The following is a 25032-nucleotide window of genomic DNA, read 5'->3' as shown; positions in this document are numbered from 1 at the left end:
GGCTATTTCGCCCCCAGCCACTGCTCGATCGGGTTGAGCGCGAAATAGGCCAGGAAGACGAATCCCAGCACCCACATCAACCATCCGGGCTCGCGGAACTTTCCCTGTACTGCCTTGATCAGAACATAGGAGATGACGCCCGCCCCGATGCCGGTGGTGATCGAGTACGCGAAAGGCATCAGAACGGTCGTCAGGAAGACCGGGATCGAGGTGGCCGGGTCCGACCAGTCGATGTGCATGGCGTTGGTGATCATCATCGATCCGATGACGACCAGCGCGGCCGCCGCCACCTGCGGAGGGATCATCTGCGCGAGGGGCGTGAAGAACAGGCAGAGGGCGAAGCCGAGGCCGCTGATCACGCTGGCGAAGCCGGTGCGCGCGCCGTCGCCGACACCGGCGGTCGACTCCACGAAGACGGTCTGCCCCGAGGCACCGGACAGACCGCCCATGACGCCGCCCGCACCGTCGATGGTCAGCGCCTTGGCCAGCCCCGGCATGCGGCCCTCCTTGTCGGCGAGCCCGGCCTGCTGGCCGATGCCGATGATGGTGCCGATGGCGTCGAAGAAGCCCGCCAGGACGAGGGTGAAGACGATGACGCCGATGGAGATGGCGCCGACGTCGCCGAGGCCGTCGAACGAGACGGAACCGAAGAGCCCGAAGTCGGGCGAGCTGACCAGCGACCCCGGGAACTCGGGGGCGTTGTGGCCGCCCCAGTCCTTCTTGGTGAGCCCGGCGAGCTGGTGGATGACCCCCGCGATGACGGTGCCGCCGACGATGCCGATCAGGATCGCGCCGGGCACCTTGCGCACCTGGAGCGCGAAGATCAGCAGCACGGTGACGGAGAAGCACAGCACCGGCCAGCCGGTGAGCACCTCGGCGGTGCCCAGCTGGATCGGCTTGACGCCGGGCAGGCCCCCGGGGCCGCCCGTGGAGGTGACGAACCCGGCCTGCACCAGACCGAGCAGACAGACGAACAGCCCGATGCCCATGGTGATGGCGTGCTTCAGTGCCATGGGTATCGCGTTCATGATCAGCTCACGGAGCCCGGTGACCACCAGGAGGATGATCACGGCGCCGTAGATGACGCACATCGCCCACGCGTTGCCCCACGTCATCTCGGGGGCCACCTGCGTGGACATGACCGCGGAGACGCTGAGGCCCGCCGCCATCGCCAGCGGCACGTTGCCGACGAAACCCATCACGAGGGTGGTCACCGCGGCCGCCAGCGCGGTCGCCGTGGTGACCTCGCCGCCGTCCAGCTTGTGCCCCGTGGCGTCGGGCACGGAGAGGATGACGGGGTTGAGCAGGACGATGTACGCCATCGCCATGAAGGTGGTGATACCGCCGCGCACCTCCTGGGCGTAACTCGACCCTCTGGCGGAGATGTGGAAGTACCGGTCGAGCCACGAGCGTCCCGCGGGGATGCGCGAGCCGGGGCCCGCTTCCTCCGGCGACGTCGTCGGCCCTACTTTGGACTGGGTCATTGTGCTGACTCCCAAGGTTCACAGGGGCACCCCGGCAGACACCGGGGGTTTGGGAAGCCACGACCCGGGGGACGGCCCGCGCCGGCGCTTTGGCCCCAGCCCCTCCCTTTCACCGTTTCTCATGGGGGCTTCGCCCCCTTTCCCCCGATCGCTTCGTTCGTCCTCCGGACAGGCTCAAAAGCAGCCTCTCCGGCGATTGAGGAGCCAGGGTCCGGGGCAGCGCCCCCGGTTTCGGGAAGGGGAAGGACTGGGGAAAAGGATCACACCTCGACGATGTGCTCCGGTCGTACGGGCACGCGCGGCAGCGCGCGCCCGGTCGCGGCCCTGATGGCCGCCATCACGGCAGGCGTCGACGACAGCGTCGGCGCCTCCCCCGCACCCCGCAACCCGTACGGGGCGTGCTCGTCGGCGAGCTCCAGCACGTCGACCGGGATGGTCGGCGTGTCCGCGATGGTGGGGATCAGGTAGTCCGTGAAGGAGGGGTTGCGGACCTTGGCCGCAGGGTCGACCACGATCTCCTCCATCACGGCAAGACCGAGCCCCTGCGTGGTGCCGCCGTGGATCTGGCCCACCACGGCCTGGGGGTTCATGGCCTTGCCGACGTCCTGGGCGCAGGCCAGCTCGACGACCTTGACGAGCCCGAGCTCGGTGTCGACCTCCACCACGGCGCGGTGCGCGGCGAAGGAGTACTGGACGTGGCCGAAGCCCTGCCCCGTCTCCAGGTCGAAGGGCGCGGTCGCGCGGTGCCGCCACTCGTCCTCGGCCTCGACAGCCTCTTCGCCGAGGACGTCCACCAGGGAGGCGAGCACCTCGCCGCCGTCGGTGACGACCTTGCCGCCCTCCAGCAGCAGTTCGGCCGTCGCCCACGCCGGGTGGTGGGTGCCGAAGAGCTCCCGGCCGCGCCGGAGCACCTTCTCGCGCACCAGCTCGCACACGTGCTTGACGGCGCCGCCGGTCATGTACGTCTGCCGGGAGGCCGAGGTGGAGCCCGCGGACCCGACCCGGGTGTCGGCGGGGTGGAGGGTCACCTGGGTGACACCCAGTTCGGTGCGGGCGATCTGGGTGTGGACGGTGATGCCGCCCTGGCCGACCTCGGCCATCGCCGTGTGCACCAGGGCGACCGGCTCGCCCCCGACGACCTCGAGACGGACCCGGGCCGTGGAGTAGTCGTCGAAGCCCTCGGAGTAGCAGACGTTCTTGATCCCGACCGCGTAGCCGACGCCCCGCACGACGCCCTCGCCGTGGGTGGTGTTGGACAGCCCGCCGGGCAGCGCCCGTACGTCGGTCTCGCCGCCGACGCTCTCCCACTGCGCCTCCATGGGCAGCGGCCGGGCCTTGACCCTGCGGAGCAGTTCGGCCACCGGCGCCGGCGCGTCCACGGGCTGGCCCGTGGGCATCAGCGACCCCCGCGACATGGCGTTCCGCTGCCGGAAGTCGACCGGGTCCATGTCCAGTTCGGCGGCGAGCTTGTCCATCTGCGCCTCGTACGCGAAGCACGCCTGGACCGCGCCGAAGCCGCGCATCGCGCCGCACGGCGGGTTGTTGGTGTAGAGCGCGAGGGCCTCGATGTCCACGTCGTCGACGACGTAGGGGCCCGCCGCGTGCGAGGAGGCGTTGCCGACGACCGCGGGTGAGGCGGAGGCGTAGGCGCCGCCGTCCAGCACGATGCGGCACCTCATGTGCGTGAGCTTGCCGTCGCGGGTGGCGCCGTGCTCGTACCACAGGGTGGCGGGGTGCCGGTGGACGTGGCCGAAGAACGACTCGAACCGGTTGTAGACGATCTTGACGGGCTTGCCGGTGCGCAGCGCCAGCAGGCAGGCGTGGATCTGCATGGACAGGTCCTCGCGGCCGCCGAAGGCCCCGCCGACGCCGGAAAGCGTCATGCGCACCTTCTCCTCGGGCAGCCCGAGGACGGGGGCGATCTGGCGCAGGTCCGAGTGCAGCCACTGGGTGGCGATGTAGAGGTCCACGCCGCCGTCCTCGGCGGGCACGGCCAAGCCGGACTCCGGGCCGAGGAAGGCCTGGTCCTGCATGCCGACCTCGTACTCGCCCGTCACGATCACGTCGGCGCGCCCGGCGGCCGCTTCCGCGTCACCGCGGACGATGGGCTGGCGGTGCACGATGTTGGGGTGCGGTACGTGCGGGGCGCTGGGGGTCCCCCCTGGTCCGGAGCTTGCCGGAGGTCCTTGGGGGAGGTCGTCGCGGTCGGGGTGGAGCAGTGGCGCGCCCTCGCCGAGCGCACTGGCCTCGTCGTGGACGACGGGCAGCTCCTCGTACTCCACCTTGATCTTCGCGGCGGCGCGGCGCGCCGTCTCCGGGTGGTCGGCCGCCACCAGTGCGACGGGCTCCCCGTGGTGGCGGACCCGGCCGTGCGCGAGTACCGGGGTGTCCTGGATCTCCAGGCCGTAGTGGGTCGTGGCGGCGGGCAGGTCGTCGAAGGTCAGGACCGCGTGCACGCCGGGCTGCCGGAGCGCCTCGCCGGTGTCGATGGAGCGGATCTCGGCGTGCGCGTGCGGGCTGCGCAGGGTGCAGCCCCACAGCATGTCCTCGTGCCACATGTCGGAGGAGTAGGCGAAGTCGCCGGTCACCTTGAGGGTGCCGTCGGGCCGCAACGGCGAGTCACCGACCCCGGCCCGGGTGCCGGCGCCCTCGTCCAGCCTGGTGGGGGTCCCGGTGGGTCCGGTCGCGGGCGCCACTCAGACCACCTCCGGGGCGCCGTCGTCGGTGCGGGCCGCGGCGAGGCGGACGGCGTCCATGATCTTCTCGTAGCCGGTGCAGCGGCACAGGTTGCCCGAGAGCGCCTCGCGGATGTCGGCGTCGGAGGGCTGGGGGTTGCGCTCGATCAGTTCGTCCGCGGCCACCAGCAGGCCGGGGGTGCAGAAGCCGCACTGGACGGCTCCGGCGTCGAGGAACGCCTGCTGCACCGGGGCGAGATCGCCGGTGCGCGCGGAGCCCTCGCGCTCCTTCGCGTACGCGGCCAGGCCCTCCACCGTGACGACCTCGCGCCCCTCGGCCTGGCCCGCGGCGACCAGGCAGGCGCAGACGGGCTCGCCGTCCAGCCGGACGGTGCACGAGCCGCACTCGCCCTGCTCGCAGGCGTTCTTCGAGCCGGGCAGGCCCATCCGCTCGCGCAGGACGTAGAGCAGGGACTCGCCCTCCCACACGTCGTCGGCCTCGTGCCGGCGTCCGTTGACGGTGAATGTCACGCGCACTGGGAGCCTCCTTCGGTGGTGCGGCCGCTGCAGGTCGAGCGGTAGCTCTCCCACGTCCAGCCCAGCGTGCGGCGGGCCATGACGCCGACGGCGCGGCGGCGGTAGGCGGCGCTGCCGCGCACGTCGTCGATCGGGTTGCAGGCGCCCGAGCACAGCTCGGCGAACTCGCGGGCGAGTGACGGCGGGAGCGCCCTTCCGCTGTCCCAGAAGCCGCCGTCGGCCAGCGCCGCGTCGAGGAAGTCCTCGGCGGCCCTGGCCCGCAGCGGGGTGGGGGCGGCGGAACCGATGCCGGCGCGGACCGTGCGGCCTTCGGGGTGCAGCGCGAGGGAGAAGGCGCACACGGCGATGACCATGGCGTTGCGGGTGCCGACCTTCGAGAACTGCTGCGGGCCCTCGGCCTTCTTGATGTGCACGGTCTTGATGAGCTCGTCCTCGGCGAGCGCGTTGCGCTTGACGCCGGTGTAGAAGTCCTCGACGGGGAGGAACCGGGTACCCCGCACCGACTCCGCCTCGACCTCGGCGCCCGCTGCGAGCAGCGCGGGGTGCGAGTCCCCTGCGGGGGAGGCGGCGCCGAGGTTCCCGCCGACGCTGCCCCGGTTGCGGATCTGGGGCGAGCCGACGGTGTGCGAGGCCAGTGCGAGGCCCGGCAGTTCGGTGGCGAGCTGGTCGATGATCGTCGAGTAGGGCACGGAGGAGCCGAGTCGGACGGTGTCGTCACCGACCTCCCACTCCCGCAGCTCACGGATCCGGCCCAGGTCCATGAGGTGGGTGGGGCGGCGGTGATCGAAGTTGATCTCGACCATGACGTCGGTGCCGCCCGCGATGGGCACGGCTGAGGGGTGCTCCGCCTTCGCGGCGAGCGCCTCCTCCCAGGTGGCCGGGCGCAGGAACTCCATGGTGTCTCTTCTCGGTGCTCGGGTGGGGGTGCGATCTTCGCTGCGGTCTTCGGTGCGGGGGCGGATCCGGGAAGCGTGGCGGGACGCGGTCAGTACACAGACTGGTGCCCGCCCTGGTGCAGCCACCGAAACCATGAAGTGTTTGGCTGGTCGGCCACCGGGTCTTGTAGATTCAGACGAAAGCCGGGCACCGGTAACCTCACGGTTTCCTCCCGGCCTCCCCCGCACACCATCACCACCCGACACACGAACGGCAGGCGACGAGACGATGCGGCTGCGCGCCCTCCTGGAGAACGACTCGCTGGGCCTCAGGCTCCTGGGCGGCGAGGACGAGCTGGACCGTACGGTGCGCGGCGTCATGACCACCGACCTGCGCGACCCGAGCCGCTACCTGTCCGGCGGCGAACTGGTGCTCACGGGGCTGGCCTGGCGGCACGCGCCCGAGGACTCCGAACCGTTCGTACAGATCCTCGCGAGCGCGGGCGTCGCCGGGCTGGCGGCGGGCGAGGCCGAGCTCGGCCGCGTCCCCGAGGACATGGTCGCCGCCTGCGCCCGGCACCGGCTGCCCCTCTTCTCCGTCACCGAGTCCGTCGCCTTCGCCACCATCACCGAACACGTGGTGCGCCAGGTCTCCACCGAGCGCGCCGGAGACCTGGCCGCCGTCGTGGAACGGCACCGGCGGCTGATGTCCTCGGGCCCGGCAGGCGGCGGCCCCGACGTCGTCTTGGACCTGCTCGGCTCCGACCTGGACCTGGCCGCCTGGGTGCTCTCCCCCACAGGACGCCAGATCGCCCGCCCCACGGAGGGCCCCGGACTGCCGCAGGAGACCGCCACCCGGCTGGCGGGCGCCCACATGGCGGCCGTACGGGCCGGACGGCGCAGCCCGCACCGCACCACCGACGAGTCCACCGCCTACTCCCTCTTCCCCGTCCACCGCGGGGCGGGCGACCCGCGCCGCACCGTCCTGTCCGACTGGCTGCTGGCCGTCGCCGCCGACACCGGCGACTGGCCGGCCGAACGCCTCGACCTGCTGCACGGCGTCACCCAGCTGATCGCCGTCGAACGCGACCGGCGCGACACCTCCCGCACCGTACGGCGCAGGCTGGCCCAGGAAGTCCTCGAACTGGTACAGACCGGCGCCCCGCCGTCGGAGATCGCCGCCAGGCTGCGCGTCGCGGCCCCCGTCCTGCTGCCAGGACAGGGCGCGTCACCGCACTGGCAGGTGATCGTGGCCCGCGTCGACTGGGACGAGCCCGACCCGGCCCGCGCACTGGACGGCGGCGCCGTCGCCCAGACCCTGCTGGAAGAGCTGCTGATCGACCCGCGCGCGGTCGGCCCCGACGGCTCAGACCGCGTCGCCGTCGCCCACGTCGACGGCGAGGCGGTGGCGCTGGTGCCGCTGCCGGGCGAGAGCCCGCAGGAGGAGGCCGAAGCGGGCCGCGGAGGCACCCGAGCGGAGCCTGCCCGCACCACCGGGCTCACCGGCGCGCCCGACGGTGCCGGGCTCCAGGCGGACTCCCTGCTGACCGCGGTCGGTGAACCGCTGGGGCAGGCGCTCGCCGACGACGGGCGGCTCACCCTGGGGGTGAGCGCGGCCGTGCACTCCGCAGAGGGCCTGCGGGGGGCACTGGAGGAGGCCAGGCACGCCCGCCGGGTCGCTGCGGCCCGCCCCGGCGCGGTACGCGCGGCGGGGCACGAGGAGCTGGCCTCGCACGTGCTGCTGCTGCCGTTCGTCCCCGACGATGTGCGCCGCGCCTTCACCGCCCGGCTGCTGGACCCGCTGCGCGAGTACGACCGCAAGCACCGCGCCGAACTGGTGCCCACCCTGGAGGCCTTCCTCTCCTCCGACGGCTCGTGGACCCGCTGCGCCTCCCGCCTCCACCTGCACGTCAACACGCTGCGCTACCGCGTCAGCCGCATCGAACAACTCACCGGCCGCGACCTGTCCCGCCTGGAGGACAAACTCGACTTCTTCCTGGCGCTGCGCATGAGCTGAGGGCGGTTCCGGCCGGGGGTCCGGGGGTCGCCCCCCGGGCAAGCACAGCCTGGCGCTGCGGATGAGCTGAATGAGGGCGGTTCCGGCCGGGGGTCGCCCCCCGGGCAAGCACAGCCTGGCGCTGCGGATGAGCTGAGTACGCCCGGCCCTGTTGTGCTCCCCTCAGGTGCGGGGGGCGGCGGGAGGCACCGCGCCGCGGCTGCGTTCCGGGTGCCGCAGGTAGGCGAGAACGGCCAGGACGCGGCGGTGGTCGTCGGGGGCGGGCGGGAGGTCGAGCTTGGTGAGGATGGACCCCACGTGCTTGACCACGGCGGCCTCGCTGACGACCAGCGCTCGGGCGATGGCCCCGTTGGAACGCCCCTCCGCCATGGCGGCCAGCACCTCGTGTTCGCGCGCCGTCAACCGGCGCAGCGCGGCGGGTCGGCGGTCGGGGGCCAGCAGCCGTCTGACGACCTCGGCGTCGATGGCCGTACCGCCTGCCACCACGCGCTCCAGCGCCTCGACGAACTCGGTGACCTCCCCGACGCGGTCCTTGAGCAGGTACCCCACCCCGTCGCCCGTCGCCAGCAGTTCGGCCGCGTAGGAGTTCTCGACGTACTGCGAGAGGACGAGCACCGGCAGCGCGGGCCGCTCGGCGCGCAGGGCGAGGGCGGCGCGCAGCCCCTCGTCCCGCAGCCCCGGGGGCATCCGCACGTCGGTGACCACGGCGTCGGGGTCGTGTGCGGCGACGGCGTCGAGGAGCGCGGGCGCGTCACCGACACCCGCGCAGACCTCGTGTCCGAACCGCGTCAGGATCTGCGTCAGCCCCTCGCGCAGCAGTACCGAGTCCTCGGCCAGCACCAGCCGCATGCGTCCTCTCCGCCTCTCGTCCCGTCCTACCCGCACCGATTGTTCCCGGTGGTCTCGTGCTCCTCTCCTGCGCGGCCCGGCCGGTAGGGCAGTTCCATCCGCAGGAGGGTCGGCCCGCCCGCGGGGCTGGAGAGGCGCAACCTGCCCTCATGCACAGCGAGCCGGTCGGCCAGCCCTGTCAGGCCCGTGCCGCGCTGCGGGTCCGCGCCGCCCCTGCCGTCGTCGCGGACCTCCACCACCAGCGCGCTCCCCGCCCGCACGGTGACGGTCGCGCGCGAGGCGCCACTGTGTTTCGCCACGTTGGCCAGCGCCTCGGCGACGGCGAAGTAGGCGGCGGCCTCCACCGCCTCGTCCGGCCGCCCCGCGCCCGGGCGCACATCCACCTCGACGGGCACGGGCGAGCGCTCGGCCAGCGCCTCGATCGCGGCACCCAGACCGCGGTCGGTCAGCACGGAGGGGTGCATGCCGTGGACGAGTTCGCGCAGTTCGGCCAGGACGGCACGGGCCTCGTCCTGCGCGTCGGCGACGAGCGCGGGGTCGGCGTCCAGCTTCGCCAGGCCGAGCGTCATGATCAGCCCGGTGAGGCGCTGTTGCGCCCCGTCGTGCAGGTCGCGTTCGATGCGGCGGCGCTCCAGTGCGAAGGCGTCGGCCAGCCGGGCCCGCGAGGCGGTCACCTCGGTCAGCCTGGCGTCCAGTTCCCTTTCCCGGCGCGGTCCCACCAGCACGGCGCGCGCGAGCGCGGCCCGCACTCCGGCGAGGCCGGCCCACAGGTAGGAGACGAGCACCGCGAAGACGGGGGTCAGCAGCAGCCACGGCGCCACCTGCCCCGGCTCGGTCAGCACGACGTGCTCGCCGTACATGACCTGTTCGCCGTTGCCGACCAGCAGCAGGGCGAGCGGCTGGCTGACGACCAGGCCGATCCCCGCCACCGCCACGAACAGATCCACCAGTGACAGCACCGCGTGGGGCAGCGCGAAGCCGAACTCGATCCAGGTGGCGGGCGCCGCGGTACGCCGCCACAGGCGGCGCAGTACGCGCCGCACCGGTCCGCCGGGCGGCTCGGGCCCCTCCGCGTCGCCGCTCTCGTGCGGTGAGGGTACGGCCCCCGGCCGGAGCCACCGCAGACGCCGGCGCTCCAGCGCGGCCAGTCCGGCGGCGGAGACGGGCACGCACGCCAGCGCGACCACCCCGACGCCGACGGGCAGCAGCAGGACGCCGGCGACGGCAAGCGCCAGGGCGAGGAAGAACCAGCCGACGCCCAGCACTCCGCCCGCCAGCAGATAGCCCAGCGCCCGCAGGGGCCAGGCGGAACCGAGAAAGGCCCGCGGCCCCGCCGCCAGCGCCCGCCAGACCCCGCCCTCTGCGCCCTTCGCCGCACCGCTGCCGCTGCCGCTGCCGCTGCCGCTGCGTGCTTCCCCCGCCGCCGTCCCGCTCACCACGCCTCGACGGTACGGGACAGCAGCGTGCGCAACTGACCCGCCGAGGCCTCCCAGCTCCACTCCGCCTCGACCCGGGACCGCCCCCGCGTACCCATCAGGGCGCGGGCGGCCGGATCGGTGAGCAGCCCGGCCAGCCGGCCGGCGACGGCGGCTACGTCGCCGCCGTCCACGACGTAGCCGGTCACACCGTCCTGGACCGCTTCGGGCGCACCGCCGGAGTCCCCGGCGAGCACGGGGAGTCCGGCGGCAGCGGCCTCCAGGTAGACGATGCCGAGCCCTTCGGACTCCAGACCCAGGCGCCGGGTGCGGCACGGCATCGCGAAGACGTCTGCTGCCGCGTAGTAGGGCGGCAGGGCGCCGTGCTCGCGGGCGCCCGCGAAGACCACCGCGTCACGGCAGGTGGCGGGCAGCCGACGGGCCAGGCGCCGCAGCGCCCGCTCGTGGGGTCCCGAGCCGACGATGACCAGGGTGGCCCCCGGTACCGAGGCGTGCAGCAGCGGCAGGGCACGCAGCAGAACGTCCTGTCCCTTGCGCGGGACGAGGCGCGAGACGCTGAGCACCAGCGGGCCCTCCCCCAGGCCCAACTCGCGCCGCGCCCGCAGGCGCTCCTCGGGCCCGGCCGGACGGAAGAGCGCGGTGTCCACTCCGGGAACCAGCCGTGCCGTGCGCGCACGGGGGCCGAGCGCGCCCGCCATGCGCCGGCGCGCGTGGGTGGTCAGGTACGTGACGACGTCGGCGTTCCCCGCGATGCGTGCCAGCGCGTGCCGCGCTCCGGGGAGGGCCGCCCACCCCGCCTCGTGTCCGTGCGTCGTCGCCACCGAGGGCAGCCCGAGGCGCGCGGCCAGCAGCCCGAGCGGGGCGGCGGCGCCGAACCACACGCGGTCGCAGCCGTACCGGAAGGCCAGCGCTTGGGCGGTGCGGGCCACCCGCGGGGTGGGGAGCAGGGTGCGGGCCCGGTCTCTGACCACCGGAAAGGGCTGCGCCGCGTCGAACGCGTCACCGCCGTGCTGCGCCGCCGTGTAGACCACGACCTCACCGGGCGGGAAGCGGCGAGCGATCTCGTGCACGAACCTCTCGATCCCGCCCAGGCGGGGCGGGAAGTCGTTGGTCACCACCAGGGTGCGTCCGCTCCCCTCCCCCGGCCGACGGCGAAGACCTGTGGTTGACGGGGCCGAGGACGGTGGCGGTGGCGGTGGCGGCGTGCGGCGGTGCATCGGGCTTCCTCCAGTGCGCCCACAGGGCGAGGACGGGGGCGAGTGCCGTGTAGGCGGGTGCCGCGTACAGGCCCACACTCGGTGGGGTTCCAGCGCGGTCACGGCCGCCGTGACCGCCGCGTGCACGGCCGAGACGGCGCACAGGGCGGAGGCGGCGAGCCGGGCGCGCCGCGCGGTGTGCGGATTCACGCACTCAGCGAACCGCGCGCCGCCGCGCGGTTCACTGCATCCAGGTGCCGACCTGGGGTAGGGCAGGCCCTACCCCCTCAGCCGCCCCGTGTGGCAGCGCGTCCGCGGGCAGTTGGCAGAAGAGTCCCTCCGGTAAAACTTTGTGAACTGATTCACACCAGCCTCTTGGCCGGGCGGGGCACGGCGTGCTGAGATGCGGTCACATCCGGCTCGACGGCGCGCTTGGGGAGGGCACTGTGGCGGACACCGCCATGTCACGTTCGGCACGGCTGGATCCCGCGAACCCCTCGGACGGCGGGCCGCAACCGCCGTCCACGGGTCCTGACAGCCCGCTGGGCCGGGCGGTGTGGCGGCTGCGTTCACGCGGCTGCTGGGAGGACGCGGCGGCCCTGCTGGAGCCGTACGCCCACGAGCTGCCGCAGGCGGCGGTGGGCCGGGCCGCGCTGCTCGTGGAACGGTGCATGTACACCGGCGAGGGATGGGCGCCGGCCGAGGACGCGCTGCGGGTCGCCGAGGCCGTCGCCCAGGTGGACGACGACCGGGGAGCCGCCGCCTGCGAGCGCGGGCAACTCGCCTACGCGGCGACCGTGTTGGGCGTACGCGACCGGACGGACGAGGCCCGGGCCGCCCTCGGCAGGGCGGCCGCGCTGCTGGAGCCGGGCGCGCCCGGACGGGCGTTGCTGGACTACCGGCGCGGGCTGTTGGCCGAGAACCTGAGTGAGACGCCCGAGGCGGCGCGCGCCGCCTACCGCAGGGCGCACGCGGGGGCGACCTCGCGCGGCGACGACCTGCTGTGCTCGTCCACCTTCCGGCACCTGGCGGGGATCGCGGCACGTGAGGGCGAACTGGCCGAGGCGCGGCACGGCTTCGCCGAGTCGCTGCGGCTGCGCGAGGAGCTGGGGTTCCTCGTCGGCATGGCACCGGCTTTGGCCTCGCTGGCGGACGTCGAGCCCGAGCCGGGCTCGTCCCGCCTGCGGGAGGAGGCGGGCCGGCTCCACCGCCTGCTGGGCGGCGTGCCCACCTGGCTGACCAGCCAACTCCCGGAGACGGATACCGAGACCGAGACGGAGCCGCAGGGCCCGGGGGGCCCTGCGGCGGGGTCGGACGGTTAGGGCTTCTGCCGCGGGGCTGCCCTCCGGCCGGGAGGTACCCCCAGGGGAGCGGTCCCCGCGCGCCGTCGGGGTGCGATCAGGCGTGGTCGCGGACCAGGCGTTCCACCGCGGGGAGGTCCTGGTCGCTCAGGGCGTCGAGGAGGGCGAGGTGGTCGGCGGCCTCGGCGAGCAGGTCGGTGGTGCGGCGCGTCGGTGCCTGCCGCGAGGACGACAGGGAGGCGCGCCGTCTGACGTCCTCGGCGAGGGAGACCAGCTGCGCGTTACCGGCGAGTTCCAACAGGGAGCGGTGGAAGGCGCGGTCGGTCTCGGCGTAGGCGCCGCGGTCGCCGCAGACCGCCGCCTGGAGGGTGTCCTCGGCAAGGGGGCGCAGCTCCTCCCAGCGTTCCGCGGGCTGCGTCCGCGCGAGGGCCAGCACGACGGGCACCTCCAGCAGCGCCCGGATCTCGGTGAGTTCGGCCAGGTCGCGCGGGCTGTGCCGGGCGACGCGGAAACCCCGGTTGGGCACCGTGGCGACACAGCCCTCGCTCACCAGCACCTGCATGGCCTCGCGCACGGGTGTCGGGGAGACACCGAAGCGTTCGGCGAGCGCGGGCGCCGAGTAGACCTCTCCGGGGGCGAGTTCCCCGGAGAGCAGGGCCGCCCGGAGGGCCTGCAGTATCTGGTCCCGTACGGAGTGCCGCTGCGGGACCACGCGCGGCGCGGAGGGCTCGCTGTGGGTGTGCTCACCACGAGCGGGGCCGGGGGCAGACCGCGGCGCGGGGTCCGCGGGGGCGCCGCCGGTGACGTTCTGCGTGGTGAGCCGCGTCGGCCGGCCGGCGGCCGGCACGCCGGGTGCCCTGGTTCGGCTCTGCTCCATCGTTCTCCTCCGGCTGTGCCCTCCGGAACACTGCGCAGCACCATAGGCCGACACGACAGGAGATCACACCTCGGGGACAATCAGTTAAGGTAAGGCTTACCTGCTGACGATCGTCGAATCGGTGGTCCCCATGGCTGTGCCCACCCTCGCCCGTGTAGCCCCTGACGTCTCGCCTTTCCAGGCGGCGTACGCGCGGCTCGCCGAGGTGTTCCCGTCGCTGGGTGTGACCGAGACCACGGCTCGTGAATCCCTTCCCGAGGGCCCCGGCTGGGTACGGGCGAGCGAGTTGGCCGCCGGCGGGCAGGCCCTGGAGTCGTTCCTGGCCTGGGACGCGGAGCAGATCCTGCGGGACTACGGGCGGCCGGGCCGTCCCGACGTGATCGCCAGCTTCGGACTGCACCGCTACGCCTGGCCCGTCTGCCTGCTGGTGACGATTCCGTGGTTCCTCCAGCGGCGGGTGCCGCGGGTGCCGGTGGAGGCGGTGGCGTTCCAGCGCTCGCTGGGGCGGCTGGCCGTCCGCGTGGAGGAGTTCGCCTGCCTGCCCGACGATCCGGCCGCGGCGGCGCCGGGCGCCCGGGTGGTGCCGGACGAGGAGGCGCTGCGCGCCGAGGTGCGCGGCGCGGTCGCCGACCACTTGGCCCCCGTACTGGAGGGCTTCAGGCCCCGGATGCGGCGTGGCGCGCGCGCCCTGTGGGGCATGGCGACGGACGAGGTCACCGAGGGCCTGTGGTACCTGGGGCACCTGCTGGGCGAGGAACCGCGCGCCATGGCGGAGGCCGAACTGCTGCTGCCCGGCTCGCTGAAGCCGTTCGCCCAGGGGGCCGGTTTCCGCAGGCTGACGGGTCCTGGGGGCCAGGAGCTGACCACCCGCGACCGGGCGAGCTGCTGTCTCTTCTACACCCTGCGTCCCCAGGACACCTGCGTCACGTGCCCGCGCACCTGTGACGCGGAACGTATCGAACGGATGACCGCGACTCCGTAGGGGATTCGAACCCGGACGCCTCGGCAGGGCACGGGCGCCCCCTTTTCGCGTTCACTTGCCCCGAAACCCCCCTGAGGGGTGGCGCGCTGCCGTAAAGATGCTCGGCGACACGAAGAAAGCCAGAGCGCGAGCGCGGCACCGCCCCGCGCACGGACCTCCGCCCCACCCGGCAGACGCCCCCGTGCGCCCCGGCACCGCGCGGCAAGGGGCACACCCGATGAGACTGACCGACATATCGCTGAACTGGGCGCTGCCGAGCGCCGTGCTGCTCGTCGGCACTCTGACCGCGGTGCTCGTGATGGCGCGCTCGCGCCGCCACAGCTCCACCACCGAAGGGGACACCACGGCCACCGCCTCAGAACAGCAGCCGGCGCCCGACTCCTGGGAACGCGCGCAGGAGCGGCGGCGCCGCAAGGAGACCCTCTACGCCACCGCCGCCTATCTGCTGCTGTTCTGCTGCGCCGCCGTCGCCGCCGCGCTCTCCTTCCACGGTCTCGTCGGCTTCGGGCGGCAGAACCTGGGGCTGAGCGGGGGCTGGGAGTACCTGGTGCCGTTCGGGCTGGACGGCGCGGCGATGTTCTCCGCCGTGATCGCCGTGCGCGAGGCCAGCCACGGGGACGCCTCGCTGGGCTCCCGGCTGCTGGTGTGGATCTTCGCGGGGGCGGCGGCGTGGTTCAACTGGGTGCACGCGCCGCGCGGCCTCGGACACGACGGAGCGCCCCAGTTCTTCGCGGGGATGTCGCTGTCGGCGGCGATCCTGTTCGACCGGGCGCTCAAGCAGACCCGCCGCGCCGCGCTGCGGGACCAGGGTCTGGTGCCGCGCCCGCTGCCGCAGATCCGCATCGTGCGCTGGCTGCGCGCGCCGCGCGAGACGTTCGGTGCCTGGTCGCTGATGCTGCTGGAGGGCGTGCGGACGCTGGACGAGGCCGTCGACGAGGTGCGCGACGACCGCAAGCAGCGCGAGCAGGAGCGGCTGCGCCGCAAGGATCAGGAGCGTCTCGACCGGGCGCGGGTCAAGGCCATCAACCGGCAGCACCGGCTGTGGAGCAGGGGCCGCGCGCAGACCCCGCGCCCCGTGGACACCGCGCACCATGTGGACGTCGAGCTCGCGAGTCCCGTCCCCGCTGCGGACGCGGGCGAGTCCGGTTCCGAGGGGGCGGGCAGGAACCAGCTGCCCGCGACCGACCCCGAGGCCGCGTCGTCCGCACCGCGCGGCAGGCCCGCCCTGCAGGCCGTGGTGGATGACGGCGGCGGTGCCGCGCGGCGGCGCGGGGAGAGCAGTGAGGGCGCTCAGGGGGCCGGTGACACCGGGCGGGGCGAGAAGAGCAACGCCGCGAGCCCGCGGCTGGACACCCTGGAGGAGAAACTGGCCGAGATCGAGCGCCAGTTCGGCTGACGTCGGGTCGGCTGGCGGGTCGGAGATCCGCGGCCGGGGGCGTCCGCTCCGCGGAACGGACGCCCCCGGCCGCCTCAACCCGTCCCCGGGCACTCCGCCCCGCACTCAGTCCTCCTGGAGGAGAACCCCCGTGCGGTCGCGCGTGTGTCCGGGGACGTGGTGCCCGAGGTCGGCGAGGTACGCCGCGAGGGCCGCTGGCCCCGTTTCGGCGCGCGGCCTGCGGGCGGCGAGCCGGTCAGCGAACGACGGCTCGGCACGCAGCGGTTCGGCGAGGCCCCGGGAGGCCAGCAGCAGTGCGTCGCCGGGCTCGGCGGCGCACGCCCGGAAGCGGAACGGCTCCGCGAGCGCGGAGGAGGGAGGCTCAGCGGCGGTGAAGCCGTCCCGGGCCGCGGCGGCACCGGCCGCGTCCGCGGCGCGCCCGGGGCCGGCCAGGGGCTGAGCCGCGGGCGGCGGCACCGGCGTGGCTCGCGGCTCGATGTCCTCCCAGGCGCCGTCTCGCAGCCTCAGCAGGCCGCCCGCTCCAGCGCCGAAGCAGACCCGGGTACGGCAGCGCGGGTCGGTGGGCACCAGCAGGCACCGCACGTCGGCCGTGTGCTGTGCGGGTGTCAGCCCCCACGCGGCGGCCTGCGCGCGGAGCCTGCCCAGGGTGCGGTCGGTCAGCCGGTGCAGTCCGGGCCTGAGCGCGTCGCGCCGGTCGGCTCGCAGGTCCTCCGCGAGCCGCGGGGCGCTGCGGCCGACGGCGGCCGCGAGCGCGTGGCAGGCCTCGCGCGCGGCGCGGTGCGCACTGGCGCCGTCCGTGCGCGCGCCCGCGGCGACCACCACGAGCACCAGTGCGTCCGCACCCGCTCCGAACCGTGCCACCAGCAGCGCGTCCCCGCGTGGCTCTCCCGCCTCGCGGGCCGCCTCTCCCCGCAGGGAGCCCGCGCGCAGCGTGGTGTGTCCGTGCCGCGCCTCCTCCAGCACGGTGTCCGGCACGAGTTCGGCCGGCGCGTCGGGGTCGGCGCGCGGCAACAGCGCCGCGGGGCCGGACGGCTCGGCCGCGTCCGAGGGCTCCCCTGCGCCCGACGGCTCGGCTTTCCCCGGCCGCTCGGCCACGTCCGGCGGCTCCCGCCCGGCCTCCGCGGTGGGCGCTTCGCCGCCCTCGGTGGTGCCGAGCGTGCGGGCGACCGAGGCGAAGCGGTCGTCGACGCTGTCTCCGGCGCGGGTACGGCCCGTGTCGGGCGTGTACGGGTCGTACAGCCGGGCCCACCAGTCACGGTCGCGTCCGCTGCCCGCGCCGTTGCGTGTCCCCTGGCCGTCCATGGGCTCATTGTTGCCCGCGCGGGCCTCTCGAAAAGCCCGTACGGCACACTCGGTTCGCCCTCACGCGGCCCGGGGAGCGCGCTGCGACGGTCCGTCTGCTCCGGCCTGGGTGGTCGCGTGCCACAGGTGGTGCAGCGCGTACGAGCGCCACGGCCGCCAGCGGTCGGCCTGCGTCGGATCGGCTCCGGCCAGGGCGAGGCCGTGCCGCACGCCCACGTCGCCCGGCAGGAACACGTCCGGGTCGCCCAGGGCGCGCATCCGCATGTAGCCCGCCGTCCAGGGGCCGATTCCCGGCAGGGCGAGCAGGGCGCGTTCGGTCGCGTCGCGGTCGGCGCCCGGGTCGAGGACGACCGTGCCGTCGGCCAGTGCGGTGGCGACGGTACGCAGGGTGCGGCGGCGCGACTCGGGTATGCCCAGCTCGCCCAGTGGCGCCTCGGCCAGCGCCCCGGGTTCGGGGAAGAGGTGGGTGAGCGCGCCGCTGGGTGCCGCCAGCGGCTTGCCGTAGGCCTGTACGAGCCGGCCCGTCAGGGTGCGGGCCGCGCCCACCGTGACCTGCTGGCCCAGCACCGCGCGGACCGCCAGTTCGTGGGCGTCGGCCGTGCCGGGCGAACGCAGCCCCGGGGTGCGCGCCGGCAGCGGCGCCAGCGCCTCGTACCTGCTCAGGTGTTCGGTGACCGCGAACGGGTCCGCGTCGAGGTCGAACAGGCGGCGGATGCGCTGCACGGCCGTCGTCAGGTCGCGCAGATCGCCCAGGCGCAGCCGGCAGGCGAGCCAGCCGCCGCCGCGCGCGGGGCTCTCGTCGACCTCCGCGACGCCGGTGCCGTACGGCAGGTCGAGGGTGCGCCGGTAGGTGCGGCCTCCGGGCTGTCCGCGCACCTCCTCGACGCCGGGTACGGCGCGCCGCTCCAGGAAACCGAACACCTGTCCGGCGGCGTAGTCGCCCCGGTACGCCAGCCGCAGCGTCACCCCGCTGACGGGCCCGCCGTCCCGTGCCGTGTCGTCCCGCGCCGTGCCCGCACGCGCCGCGGGGCGTCCCGCGGGTCCGTGCCCGCCGCGCACCGAGGCGGCGCGCAGGGCGCTGGGTGTGCGGGCGTAGACCTCCCGCACCGTGTCGTTGAACTGCCGCACGCTCGCGAAGCCCGCGGCGAAGGCGATCTCGGTGACCGGCAGTCCGGTCGTCTGGAGCAGCACCCGCGCGGTGTGGGCGCGCTGCGCCCGCGCGAGGGCGACGGGTCCCGCGCCCAGCTCGGCGGTCAGCTGCCGCTGCACCTGGCGGGGGCTGTAGCCCAGCCGGGCCGCCAGGCCCGCGACGCCCTCGCGGTCGACCACGCCGTCGGAGATCATCCGCATCGCGCGGCCCACCAGGTCGGCCCGCACGTTCCACTCGGCGGAGCCCGGCACCGCGTCGGGACGGCACCTGCGGCAGGCGCGGAAGCCCGCGCCCTGGGCGGCCGCCGCGGTCGGGTAGAACCGCACGTTCTCGCGCTTCGGTGTCACCGCCGGGCAGCTCGGCCGGCAGTAGATTCCGGTGGTACGCACGCCGAGGAAGAACACTCCGTCGAAGCGCGCGTCCCTGCTGCGGACGGCCTCGTACCTGCTCTCGTCTGTGGTCACACCTCCAGTGTGCGAGGGCGCCGGGCGCGTGAGCCAGCGGAAATGCGACACGGCAGTCGGAGCGGGCGGAGGGGACGGCGGGGACGGTCACCGACCGTCCCCGCCAGGCGCTCCCGGCTACCGTGCGCCGGTCACGGCTTGCGGCGCGGGCCGCGCTTGCGCTCCATCATGTGGCGGCCCAGTGCCTGCCGCTGTTTGAACACCTGCCGCTGCTCGGCACGCAGGCGCGCGTCCGTACGGGCCGCCAGGCGCACGTTCTCGCGCAGCAGCTTGCGGTAGCTGACCAGCCGGCGCTCGGGCAGTGTGCCGTCCTCGACGGCCGCGAGGACGGCGCAGCCGGGCTCCGCGTCGTGTGCGCAGTCGTGGAAGCGGCACCGGGCGGCCAGTTCCTCGATCTCCGCGAACGCCTGCCCGAGCCCCTCCTCGGCCTCCCACAGGCCGACGCCGCGCAGCCCGGGGGTGTCGATGAGAGTGCCGCCCCCACCGGCGGCGGGCAGCGGCAGCAGGTTGCGGGTCGTCGTGGTGTGCCGTCCTTTGCCGTCCCGGTCGCGGATGGTCTGCACCGTTTGCGCCGACCGGCCGAGCAGCGCGTTGGCCAGCGTGGACTTGCCCGCGCCCGACTGCCCGAGCAGCGCGGTGGTGCCCCCGGCGAGGACGGCGGCGAGCACGTCGACGCCCTCCCCCGTCTCCGCGCTGACGGGCAGCACCTGAACCCCTGGTGCCGAGGTCTCGGCGTCGGCGGTCAGGTGGGCGAGGGTGGCGGTGTCCGGTACGAGGTCCGCCTTGGTGAGGACGAGTACCGGAGACGCGCCGCTGCTCCAGGCCAGCGAGAGGAACCGCTCGATACGGCCGAGGTCCAGTTCGGCGCCGAGGGACACGGCGATCAGCGCGTGGTCGACGTTGGCGGCCAGCACCTGGCCCTCGGAGCGCTTGGAGGAGGTGGAGCGGGCGAACGCCGTGCGGCGCGGCAGCAGCGTGCGCACGTACGGCGGCGCCCCGTCCGCGTCGACGACGGCCCAGTCGCCCGTGCAGACCACTTTCATGGGGTCGCGCGGGACGACGAACTCGGTGTCGGCCCGCAGCGTGCCGGCGGGGGTGACCAGGTCGCACTGGCCCCGGTCGACGCGCACCACCCTGCCGGGCAGGGGGTCGGGGGCCGCGGTGCGTGCGTCGGCCACGGCGTCGGCGTACGCGGCCGCCCAGTCGTCGTCCCAGCCGTAGGGGGCGAGGCGGGAGAAGTCGAGTTGCGCGGAAGGAGAAGCGGAAGAGGAAGACGCGTTCGTGCTGTGGGACAAGGGTGTGGCCCTTCACAAGGGCGGCCCCGGCGCGCGGAGAAGCGCGGTCAGCCGGTGGCCACGGAGGTGGATGTGACGGTCTGGAAGAGGGCAGCGCCCTGTGGGGAGACAGCCATCGGTCACACCTCCGTTTCTCGTCCCGTGCGGGCGACGGCTGATGCCGTCGCGCGGATCACCGAGAATGTAGCGCGGCCCCACGACGGAAGCCACCGCTTTTCCGCCGGAAGCCGCCCGGCTTCCCACCGGAGGCCACCCGGCCTGGCACGCCGGTGCCGCCCGGCTTTCCACCAAGGGCCGCGTGGGCGTACCCGGTACACGCTGTGCGACCCGTGCGCCCCGGCCTCGGCGCCGGCCCCGCCCCTTCCCCCCGACCGCAACAGCCCTCGGGCCCCGATCCGCCGGTCCTCAGTCCGCCGGTCCTCAGACCGCGCCCGGTCGGCCGCCGCTCGTCGGCCCGCGCCTCACCGGCTGACCGTCCCGCGCCTCACCGGCCGGACCGCGCGCACCGGCCGGCCGGACCGCGGCTCACCGGCCGTCGTCGTCGGAGGCCCCGTCCTGTTCCTCGTGGTCGCGGGCCCGCGGCCGGAGCAGGCGGCCCCGCACGTCTGAGGGCGGCAGGAACTTCGTCCAGCGCTCGGGGAACTCGGAGGGGGCGTCCTCACCCCCCGGCTCGTCCTCGCCGGCGCGCCGCCGGCGCGCGGCGACGGCGGCGACGACCTCTGCGGCCGCCTCCTCCCGGCGCCGCTCGTTGGCCCGCCGCGCCGCGGCGGTCGCGACCGAGGGCCACACGTGGTCGATGGCCGCGTTGACGGCGGCCCCCACCAGCACGGCGAACGCCGACACGCCGATCCACAGCAGCACGGCCACGGGCGCCGCGAGCGAGCCGTAGATGGTGGGCCCCTCGACGGTGTTGGTCAGGTACAGCCGCAGCAGGAAGCTGCACAGCACCCACATGACCAGCGCGACCAGCGCGCCGGGGACGTCCTCGCGCCAGGGGGAGCGCACGGGGACGGACACGTGGTAGAGCGTCGTGAGGAAGACGATGGACAGCAGCAGCACGACCGGCCAGTAGAAGGCGCTGACCACCCACTCGGCCTGCGGGACGAGCCGCAGCACCGCGTCGGGTCCGGCCACCATCAGCGGCAGGGCGACCGCGCCGATCACCAGTGCGACGAGGTAGAGGCCGAAGGCGAGCAGCCGGGTCCTGACGATGCCGCGCCGCCCGTCGAGCCCGTACATGACGGTGATGGTGTCGATGAAGACGTTCACGGCGCGGGAGCCCGACCACAGGGCGAGCGCGAAGCCGAGGGAGATCACGTCGGGGCCCCCGCCCCTGATCACGTCGTCGATCAGCGGCCTGGCGAGCTGGTCGACGCCCTTGTCGGACAGCACGGTGGCGGAGGCGTCGAGGGTGTTCTGGCGGAGCGTGTCGACGGTGTCGGCGCCGATCCAGTCGAGATAGCCGAGGGAGCCGATGAGTCCGAGCAGCAGCGGCGGGATCGAGATGAGGGTGAAGAACGCCGCCTCGGCCGCCAGCCCGAGGACGCGGTACTCCATGCAGGAGTTCACGGTGTCCTTGAGCAGCAGCCACGCCATCCTCCGTTTGGGGACGTCGCGGTATTTGACCCGCGCTCGCCGCAACGGGCCGCGGGAGCGCCGCGGGGCCCACTTCGGGCCTTCCGCGACGGTCTGCTCAGGGGTTTCCTCGACTGCACGCACGTCTTTAACGTATCTGCCATGCCACCCTCGACTCACACCGTGACCAATCAGGCCTCGCCGCTGGTCGACTACGACGTCTTCACGGCCGACTCCGCGCTCGCCGAGGGCGTGGCCCGCCACGTGGCCCCCGAGCGCGCCGAGGAGGTGCGCGCCGAGCTGTCCGAGCTGGGCCGGGCGGCCGGTTCCGCGCAGGCGCAGGAGTGGGGCAGGCAGGCCAACGCGAACCCTCCGGTGCTGCGCACCCACGACAGGTTCGGGCACCGCGTCGACGAGGTGGACTTCCACCCGGCCTGGCACCAGCTGATGGAGCGGGCGGTGGGCGCGGGGCTGACGGACCCGTTCTCGCGCCCCGACGGGCAGCTGCGGCGCAGCGCCGCCTTCCTGGTGTGGTCGCAAGTGGAGCCGGGGCACGGTTGCCCGGTCTCGATGACGCACGCGGCGGTGCCGGCGCTGCGCCAGGATCCGGCGCTGGCCGCCGAGTGGGAACCGCTGCTGACCTCCCGCCGCTACGACTACGGCCTGGACCGTCCCGCGAGCGCCAAGCGGGGCGCCATCGCGGGGATGGGCATGACGGAGAAGCAGGGCGGCAGCGACGTACGGGCCAACACGACGGAGGCGACCCCGCTGACCGGCGCGGGGGCGAGCGGCGCCGAGTACACGCTGCTGGGCCACAAGTGGTTCTGTTCCGCGCCGATGTCGGACGTCTTCCTGGTGCTGGCGCAGGCCTCCGGGGGGCTGACCTGTTTCCTGGTGCCCCGCGTGCTGCCGGACGGCACCCGCAACGGTTTCCGCATCCAGCGGCTCAAGGACAAGCTGGGCAACCGCTCGAACGCCTCCAGCGAGGTCGAGTTCGACGGGACGACGTGGGCGCGCCGCGTGGGCGAGGAGGGGCGCGGGGTGGCGACCATCCTCGAGATGGTGGCGGCCACCCGGCTGGACTGCGTGACGGGCTCGGCGGCGCTGATGCGCCAGGCCGTGGCACAGGCCGTCCACCACGCGGGGCACCGCTCAGTGTTCGGCAGGCCGCTCGTGGAGCAGCCGCTGATGCGCAACGTGCTGGCCGACCTGGCGCTGGAGTCGGAGGCGGCCACGACGCTGGCGCTGCGGCTGGCGGCGGCGCACGACAGCGTGGCGGGCGGCGGCGAGCGGGCCGCGTCCGAGCGCGCGTTCCTGCGGCTTGCGCTGCCGGCGGCGAAGTACTGGGTGACCAAGCGGTGTGTGCCGCTGGCGGGTGAGGCGCTGGAGTGCCTGGGCGGCAACGGCTACGTGGAGGAGTCGCCGATGCCGGGCCTGCTGCGCGAGTCGCCGCTCAACTCGCTGTGGGAGGGCTCGGGCAACGTGCAGGCGCTGGACGTGCTGCGCGCGCTCCAGCGCTCGCCCGGGTCGCTGGACGCCTTCCTCGGCGAGATCGGCCGGGCGCACGGTGCCGACCACCGGCTCGACGCGGCCGTCAAGGACGTGTTCACCCGGCTCGCGGATCTGGAGGGCATCGAGGCGAGGGCGCGGCGGCTCGTGGAGCGGATGACGCTGGTCCTCCAGGGCTCGCTGCTGGTGCGCTTCGCGCCGCCCGAGGTCGCCGACGCGTTCTGCGCCTCCCGGCTGGGCGGCGACTGGGGTGCCGCGTTCGGGACCCTGCCCTCGGGCGCGGACCTGGAGGCGCTCGTGGAGCGGGCGCGGCCTGTGGCGTGAGGCCCCGGGCCCGCCCGCGATGTGACGACCCGCGCCCGGCAGGTTCGTGTTCAGCCGTGCGGCGGTGCCGGGCCCAGCAGGCGGTCGAGGGCGCGGCGGGTCCTGACGGGCGCCGTGGCGTCCGCGAAGAGCTGGTGCTCCTGGTTGAGCGCCATGTAGAGGCCGTGTATCTCGAAGGCGAGCTGTTCGGGGTCGAGGTCGCCGGGCAGCTCCCCGGCCTCGACGGCGATGCGCAGGTCGTTCACGAGCAGCCGTCTGCCGCGCAGCATGAAGCGTGCCACCGTGTCGTGCACGGGCCCGCCGCGCGCGTCGAACTCGACGGAGGCGGCGGTGAACAGGCAGCCGCCGGGGAAGGCGGTGCGCTCGCTGACCAGGTAGCGGATCCACGCCTCGCTGCAGGCCCGCAGCCGTACCAGCCCGGGGCGCAGTGCGGCGACCGGCTCCCACACCAGCTGGGTGAACAGCTCGGAGGCGCCGTGCAGGGCGGCGAGTTGCAGCGCCTGTTTGGAGCCGAAGTGGCCCAGGACGCCGGCCTTGCTCATGCCCAGGTCGGTGGCCAGCCGGCCGATGGTCAGCCCCTCCAGTCCTTCGACGGAGCCGATGGCGACACTGCGCTCGATGATGCGCTCGCGCGTTCTGCGCGCCTCGGCGACGGACTTGCGTGGGCTCATGCGCCCATCGTAGCCACCCGGGCGCATTTAACTTCCGATCGGTCGGTTGCTATATTCCCGCCACCGGTCGGCCTGCCGCGCCCCCGCGCGGGCGGCCACCGGCCACATCCCCTTCCGTGAGGAGAACTGCACCGTGCCGGGAACCCGTATCGCAGCGCTGGGCCACTATCAGCCGGAGCGCGTCCTCACCAACGACGACCTGGCGGAGCTGGTCGACACGAACGACGCGTGGATACGCCAGCGCACCGGCATCGCCACCCGGCGCATCGCCGCCGAGGACGAGACCGTCGCCGACATGGCGACCGCGGCGGCGGGCAAGGCGCTGGCCGCTGCGGGACTGGCACCCTGGGACATCGGCATGGTCGTCGTCGCCACGTGCTCCGCGCGGGACCGCTGCCCGAGCACCGCCGCGCAGGTGGCACGCCGCCTGGAGATCCCCTCCCCCGTCGCCTACGACCTCAACAACGGCTGCGCCGGATTCTGTACGGCGCTCGCCTCCGCAAGCCACTCGGTGGCCGCGGGCGCCGCGCGGCACGCCCTGGTGATCGGCGCGGAGAAGATGTCGGACATCACCGACTGGAGTGACCGCAGCACCTGCATCCTGCTGGCGGACGGCGCGGGCGCAGCCGTCGTCAGCGCCCAGCCGGACAGCGCGGCGGACGAGGGCCGGAACGGCATCGGGCCCGTCGAGTGGGGCTCGGACCCCTCGCGGGGCGACATGGTGCGGCTGCTGGACGCCTGGCAGCCGCGCTTCGCCCAGGAGGGCCCCGCCGTCTTCCGCTGGGCCACGGCCGAACTGCCCGCGCTGGCCCGCCGCGCCTGCGAGCGGGCGGGGCTGGCGCCGGGCGACCTGGCCGGCGTGGTCACCCACCAGGCCAACCTGCGCCTGATCGAGGCCGCGCTGGGCCGACTCGACCTGGCCGAGGACGTGGTGATCGGCCGCGACGTGGTCGACTCCGGCAACACCTCGGCCGCCTCCGTCCCGCTCGCCCTGTCCAAGCTGGTCGAGCGCCGCGAGCTGGAGCCGGGCGCTCCGGTGCTGCTGCTCAGCTTCGGCGGCGGCATGTCGTGGGCGGGCCAGGTGGTGCACTGCCCCTGAGACCTCTTCGTCCGGCGC

Annotated in this window: 19 protein-coding genes; 6 read left to right on the top strand and 13 right to left on the bottom strand. The window is 74.4% G+C overall.

The genetic code is table 11. The features are described 5' to 3' along the window. Positions 1-2 precede the first annotated feature (2 nt). The 4 genes from DTL70_RS09805 to DTL70_RS09790 all read right to left on the bottom strand — a co-directional run bounded on the left by DTL70_RS09805 (position 3) and on the right by DTL70_RS09790 (position 5592). Positions 3-1484, bottom strand: coding sequence for an NCS2 family permease (locus DTL70_RS09805; RefSeq protein ID WP_114021478.1), 1482 nt, complete (start codon positions 1482-1484; stop codon positions 3-5). A 260-nt stretch (positions 1485-1744) separates the two neighbouring features. Continuing rightward, positions 1745-4180 carry a xanthine dehydrogenase family protein molybdopterin-binding subunit gene (locus tag DTL70_RS09800; RefSeq protein ID WP_114021477.1) on the bottom strand — a complete coding sequence of 812 codons (2436 nt, stop codon included), beginning with the start codon at positions 4178-4180 and terminating at the stop codon, positions 1745-1747. Next, the gene (locus DTL70_RS09795) at positions 4181-4696 is read right to left on the bottom strand and encodes a (2Fe-2S)-binding protein (RefSeq protein WP_114021476.1); all 516 of its coding nucleotides are present in this window, start codon (positions 4694-4696) and stop codon (positions 4181-4183) included. It lies immediately after the preceding gene. Next, positions 4687-5592: an FAD binding domain-containing protein gene (locus DTL70_RS09790; RefSeq protein ID WP_114021475.1), complete on the bottom strand. Its 906-nt coding sequence runs from the start codon at positions 5590-5592 to the stop codon at positions 4687-4689. The genes DTL70_RS09795 and DTL70_RS09790 overlap by 10 nt, the downstream gene beginning before the upstream one ends. A 268-nt stretch (positions 5593-5860) precedes the next feature. On the opposite strand from DTL70_RS09790, the gene DTL70_RS09785 reads away from it, so the two are divergent. Then, a complete protein-coding gene (locus DTL70_RS09785; RefSeq protein ID WP_114021474.1) occupies positions 5861-7588 on the top strand; it encodes a PucR family transcriptional regulator in 1728 nt (575 codons plus the stop codon). A 162-nt stretch (positions 7589-7750) separates the two neighbouring features. On the opposite strand, the gene DTL70_RS09780 is transcribed toward DTL70_RS09785, so the two are convergent. The 3 genes from DTL70_RS09780 to DTL70_RS09770 are packed head-to-tail and all read right to left on the bottom strand — an operon-like array spanning position 7751 to position 10991. Continuing rightward, complete coding sequence (locus DTL70_RS09780; protein WP_181860856.1) at positions 7751-8437, bottom strand: response regulator transcription factor; 687 nt, start codon at positions 8435-8437, stop codon at positions 7751-7753. A 26-nt stretch (positions 8438-8463) separates the two neighbouring features. Continuing rightward, positions 8464-9876 (bottom strand): sensor histidine kinase, encoded by a 1413-nt coding sequence (locus DTL70_RS09775; protein ID WP_245979178.1) that lies wholly within the window; start codon positions 9874-9876, stop codon positions 8464-8466. Continuing rightward, positions 9870-10991 carry a glycosyltransferase family 4 protein gene (locus DTL70_RS09770; RefSeq protein WP_245979176.1) on the bottom strand — a complete coding sequence of 374 codons (1122 nt, stop codon included), beginning with the start codon at positions 10989-10991 and terminating at the stop codon, positions 9870-9872. Before DTL70_RS09770 ends, DTL70_RS09775 begins: the two co-directional genes overlap by 7 nt. A 539-nt stretch (positions 10992-11530) precedes the next feature. Here DTL70_RS09770 and DTL70_RS09765 point away from each other — a divergent pair. Next, positions 11531-12391 carry a hypothetical protein gene (locus DTL70_RS09765; RefSeq protein ID WP_114021522.1) on the top strand — a complete coding sequence of 287 codons (861 nt, stop codon included), beginning with the start codon at positions 11531-11533 and terminating at the stop codon, positions 12389-12391. Positions 12392-12467: 76 nt separating this feature from the next. Here DTL70_RS09765 and DTL70_RS09760 read toward each other — a convergent pair whose 3' ends face one another. Then, positions 12468-13247 carry a GntR family transcriptional regulator gene (locus tag DTL70_RS09760; RefSeq protein ID WP_114021472.1) on the bottom strand — a complete coding sequence of 260 codons (780 nt, stop codon included), beginning with the start codon at positions 13245-13247 and terminating at the stop codon, positions 12468-12470. Between the two features lie 130 nt (positions 13248-13377). Between DTL70_RS09760 and DTL70_RS09755 the strand changes: the two genes are divergently transcribed. Beyond that, the gene (locus DTL70_RS09755; protein WP_114021521.1) at positions 13378-14229 is read left to right on the top strand and encodes a (2Fe-2S)-binding protein; all 852 of its coding nucleotides are present in this window, start codon (positions 13378-13380) and stop codon (positions 14227-14229) included. Between the two features lie 217 nt (positions 14230-14446). Then, positions 14447-15625 carry a DUF2637 domain-containing protein gene (locus tag DTL70_RS09750; RefSeq protein WP_114021471.1) on the top strand — a complete coding sequence of 393 codons (1179 nt, stop codon included), beginning with the start codon at positions 14447-14449 and terminating at the stop codon, positions 15623-15625. Positions 15626-15730: 105 nt separating this feature from the next. Here the strand turns inward: DTL70_RS09750 and DTL70_RS09745 are convergent, their stop codons facing one another. The 4 genes from DTL70_RS09745 to DTL70_RS09730 all read right to left on the bottom strand — a co-directional run bounded on the left by DTL70_RS09745 (position 15731) and on the right by DTL70_RS09730 (position 21555). Beyond that, complete coding sequence (locus tag DTL70_RS09745; protein WP_114021470.1) at positions 15731-16927, bottom strand: protein phosphatase 2C domain-containing protein; 1197 nt, start codon at positions 16925-16927, stop codon at positions 15731-15733. 60 nt (positions 16928-16987) lie between these two features. Then, positions 16988-18541, bottom strand: coding sequence for a DNA-3-methyladenine glycosylase 2 family protein (locus tag DTL70_RS09740; RefSeq protein ID WP_114021469.1), 1554 nt, complete (start codon positions 18539-18541; stop codon positions 16988-16990). Between the two features lie 131 nt (positions 18542-18672). Further along, positions 18673-19836: a ribosome small subunit-dependent GTPase A gene (rsgA, locus tag DTL70_RS09735; RefSeq protein WP_114021468.1), complete on the bottom strand. Its 1164-nt coding sequence runs from the start codon at positions 19834-19836 to the stop codon at positions 18673-18675. 525 nt (positions 19837-20361) lie between these two features. Beyond that, positions 20362-21555 carry a YihY/virulence factor BrkB family protein gene (locus DTL70_RS09730; RefSeq protein WP_425470343.1) on the bottom strand — a complete coding sequence of 398 codons (1194 nt, stop codon included), beginning with the start codon at positions 21553-21555 and terminating at the stop codon, positions 20362-20364. A gap of 18 nt (positions 21556-21573) precedes the next feature. On the opposite strand from DTL70_RS09730, the gene DTL70_RS09725 reads away from it, so the two are divergent. Beyond that, positions 21574-23244 carry an acyl-CoA dehydrogenase family protein gene (locus tag DTL70_RS09725; protein WP_114021466.1) on the top strand — a complete coding sequence of 557 codons (1671 nt, stop codon included), beginning with the start codon at positions 21574-21576 and terminating at the stop codon, positions 23242-23244. A gap of 50 nt (positions 23245-23294) precedes the next feature. On the opposite strand, the gene DTL70_RS09720 is transcribed toward DTL70_RS09725, so the two are convergent. Beyond that, entirely contained in the window at positions 23295-23915 is a 621-nt protein-coding gene (locus tag DTL70_RS09720; RefSeq protein WP_114021465.1) for a TetR/AcrR family transcriptional regulator, read from the bottom strand. A 133-nt stretch (positions 23916-24048) separates the two neighbouring features. Here DTL70_RS09720 and DTL70_RS09715 point away from each other — a divergent pair, with 133 nt between their 5' ends. Then, a complete protein-coding gene (locus DTL70_RS09715) occupies positions 24049-25014 on the top strand; it encodes a beta-ketoacyl-ACP synthase III (RefSeq protein ID WP_114021464.1) in 966 nt (321 codons plus the stop codon). The last annotated feature ends 18 nt before the right edge of the window (positions 25015-25032 follow it).

This window comes from Streptomyces diacarni (genome assembly GCF_003323715.1).
In the GTDB taxonomy this organism is placed as follows: domain Bacteria; phylum Actinomycetota; class Actinomycetes; order Streptomycetales; family Streptomycetaceae; genus Streptomyces; species Streptomyces diacarni.
The sequence above is the reverse complement of the archived record's forward strand: the minus strand, read 5'-3'. Positions and strand labels throughout refer to the sequence as shown.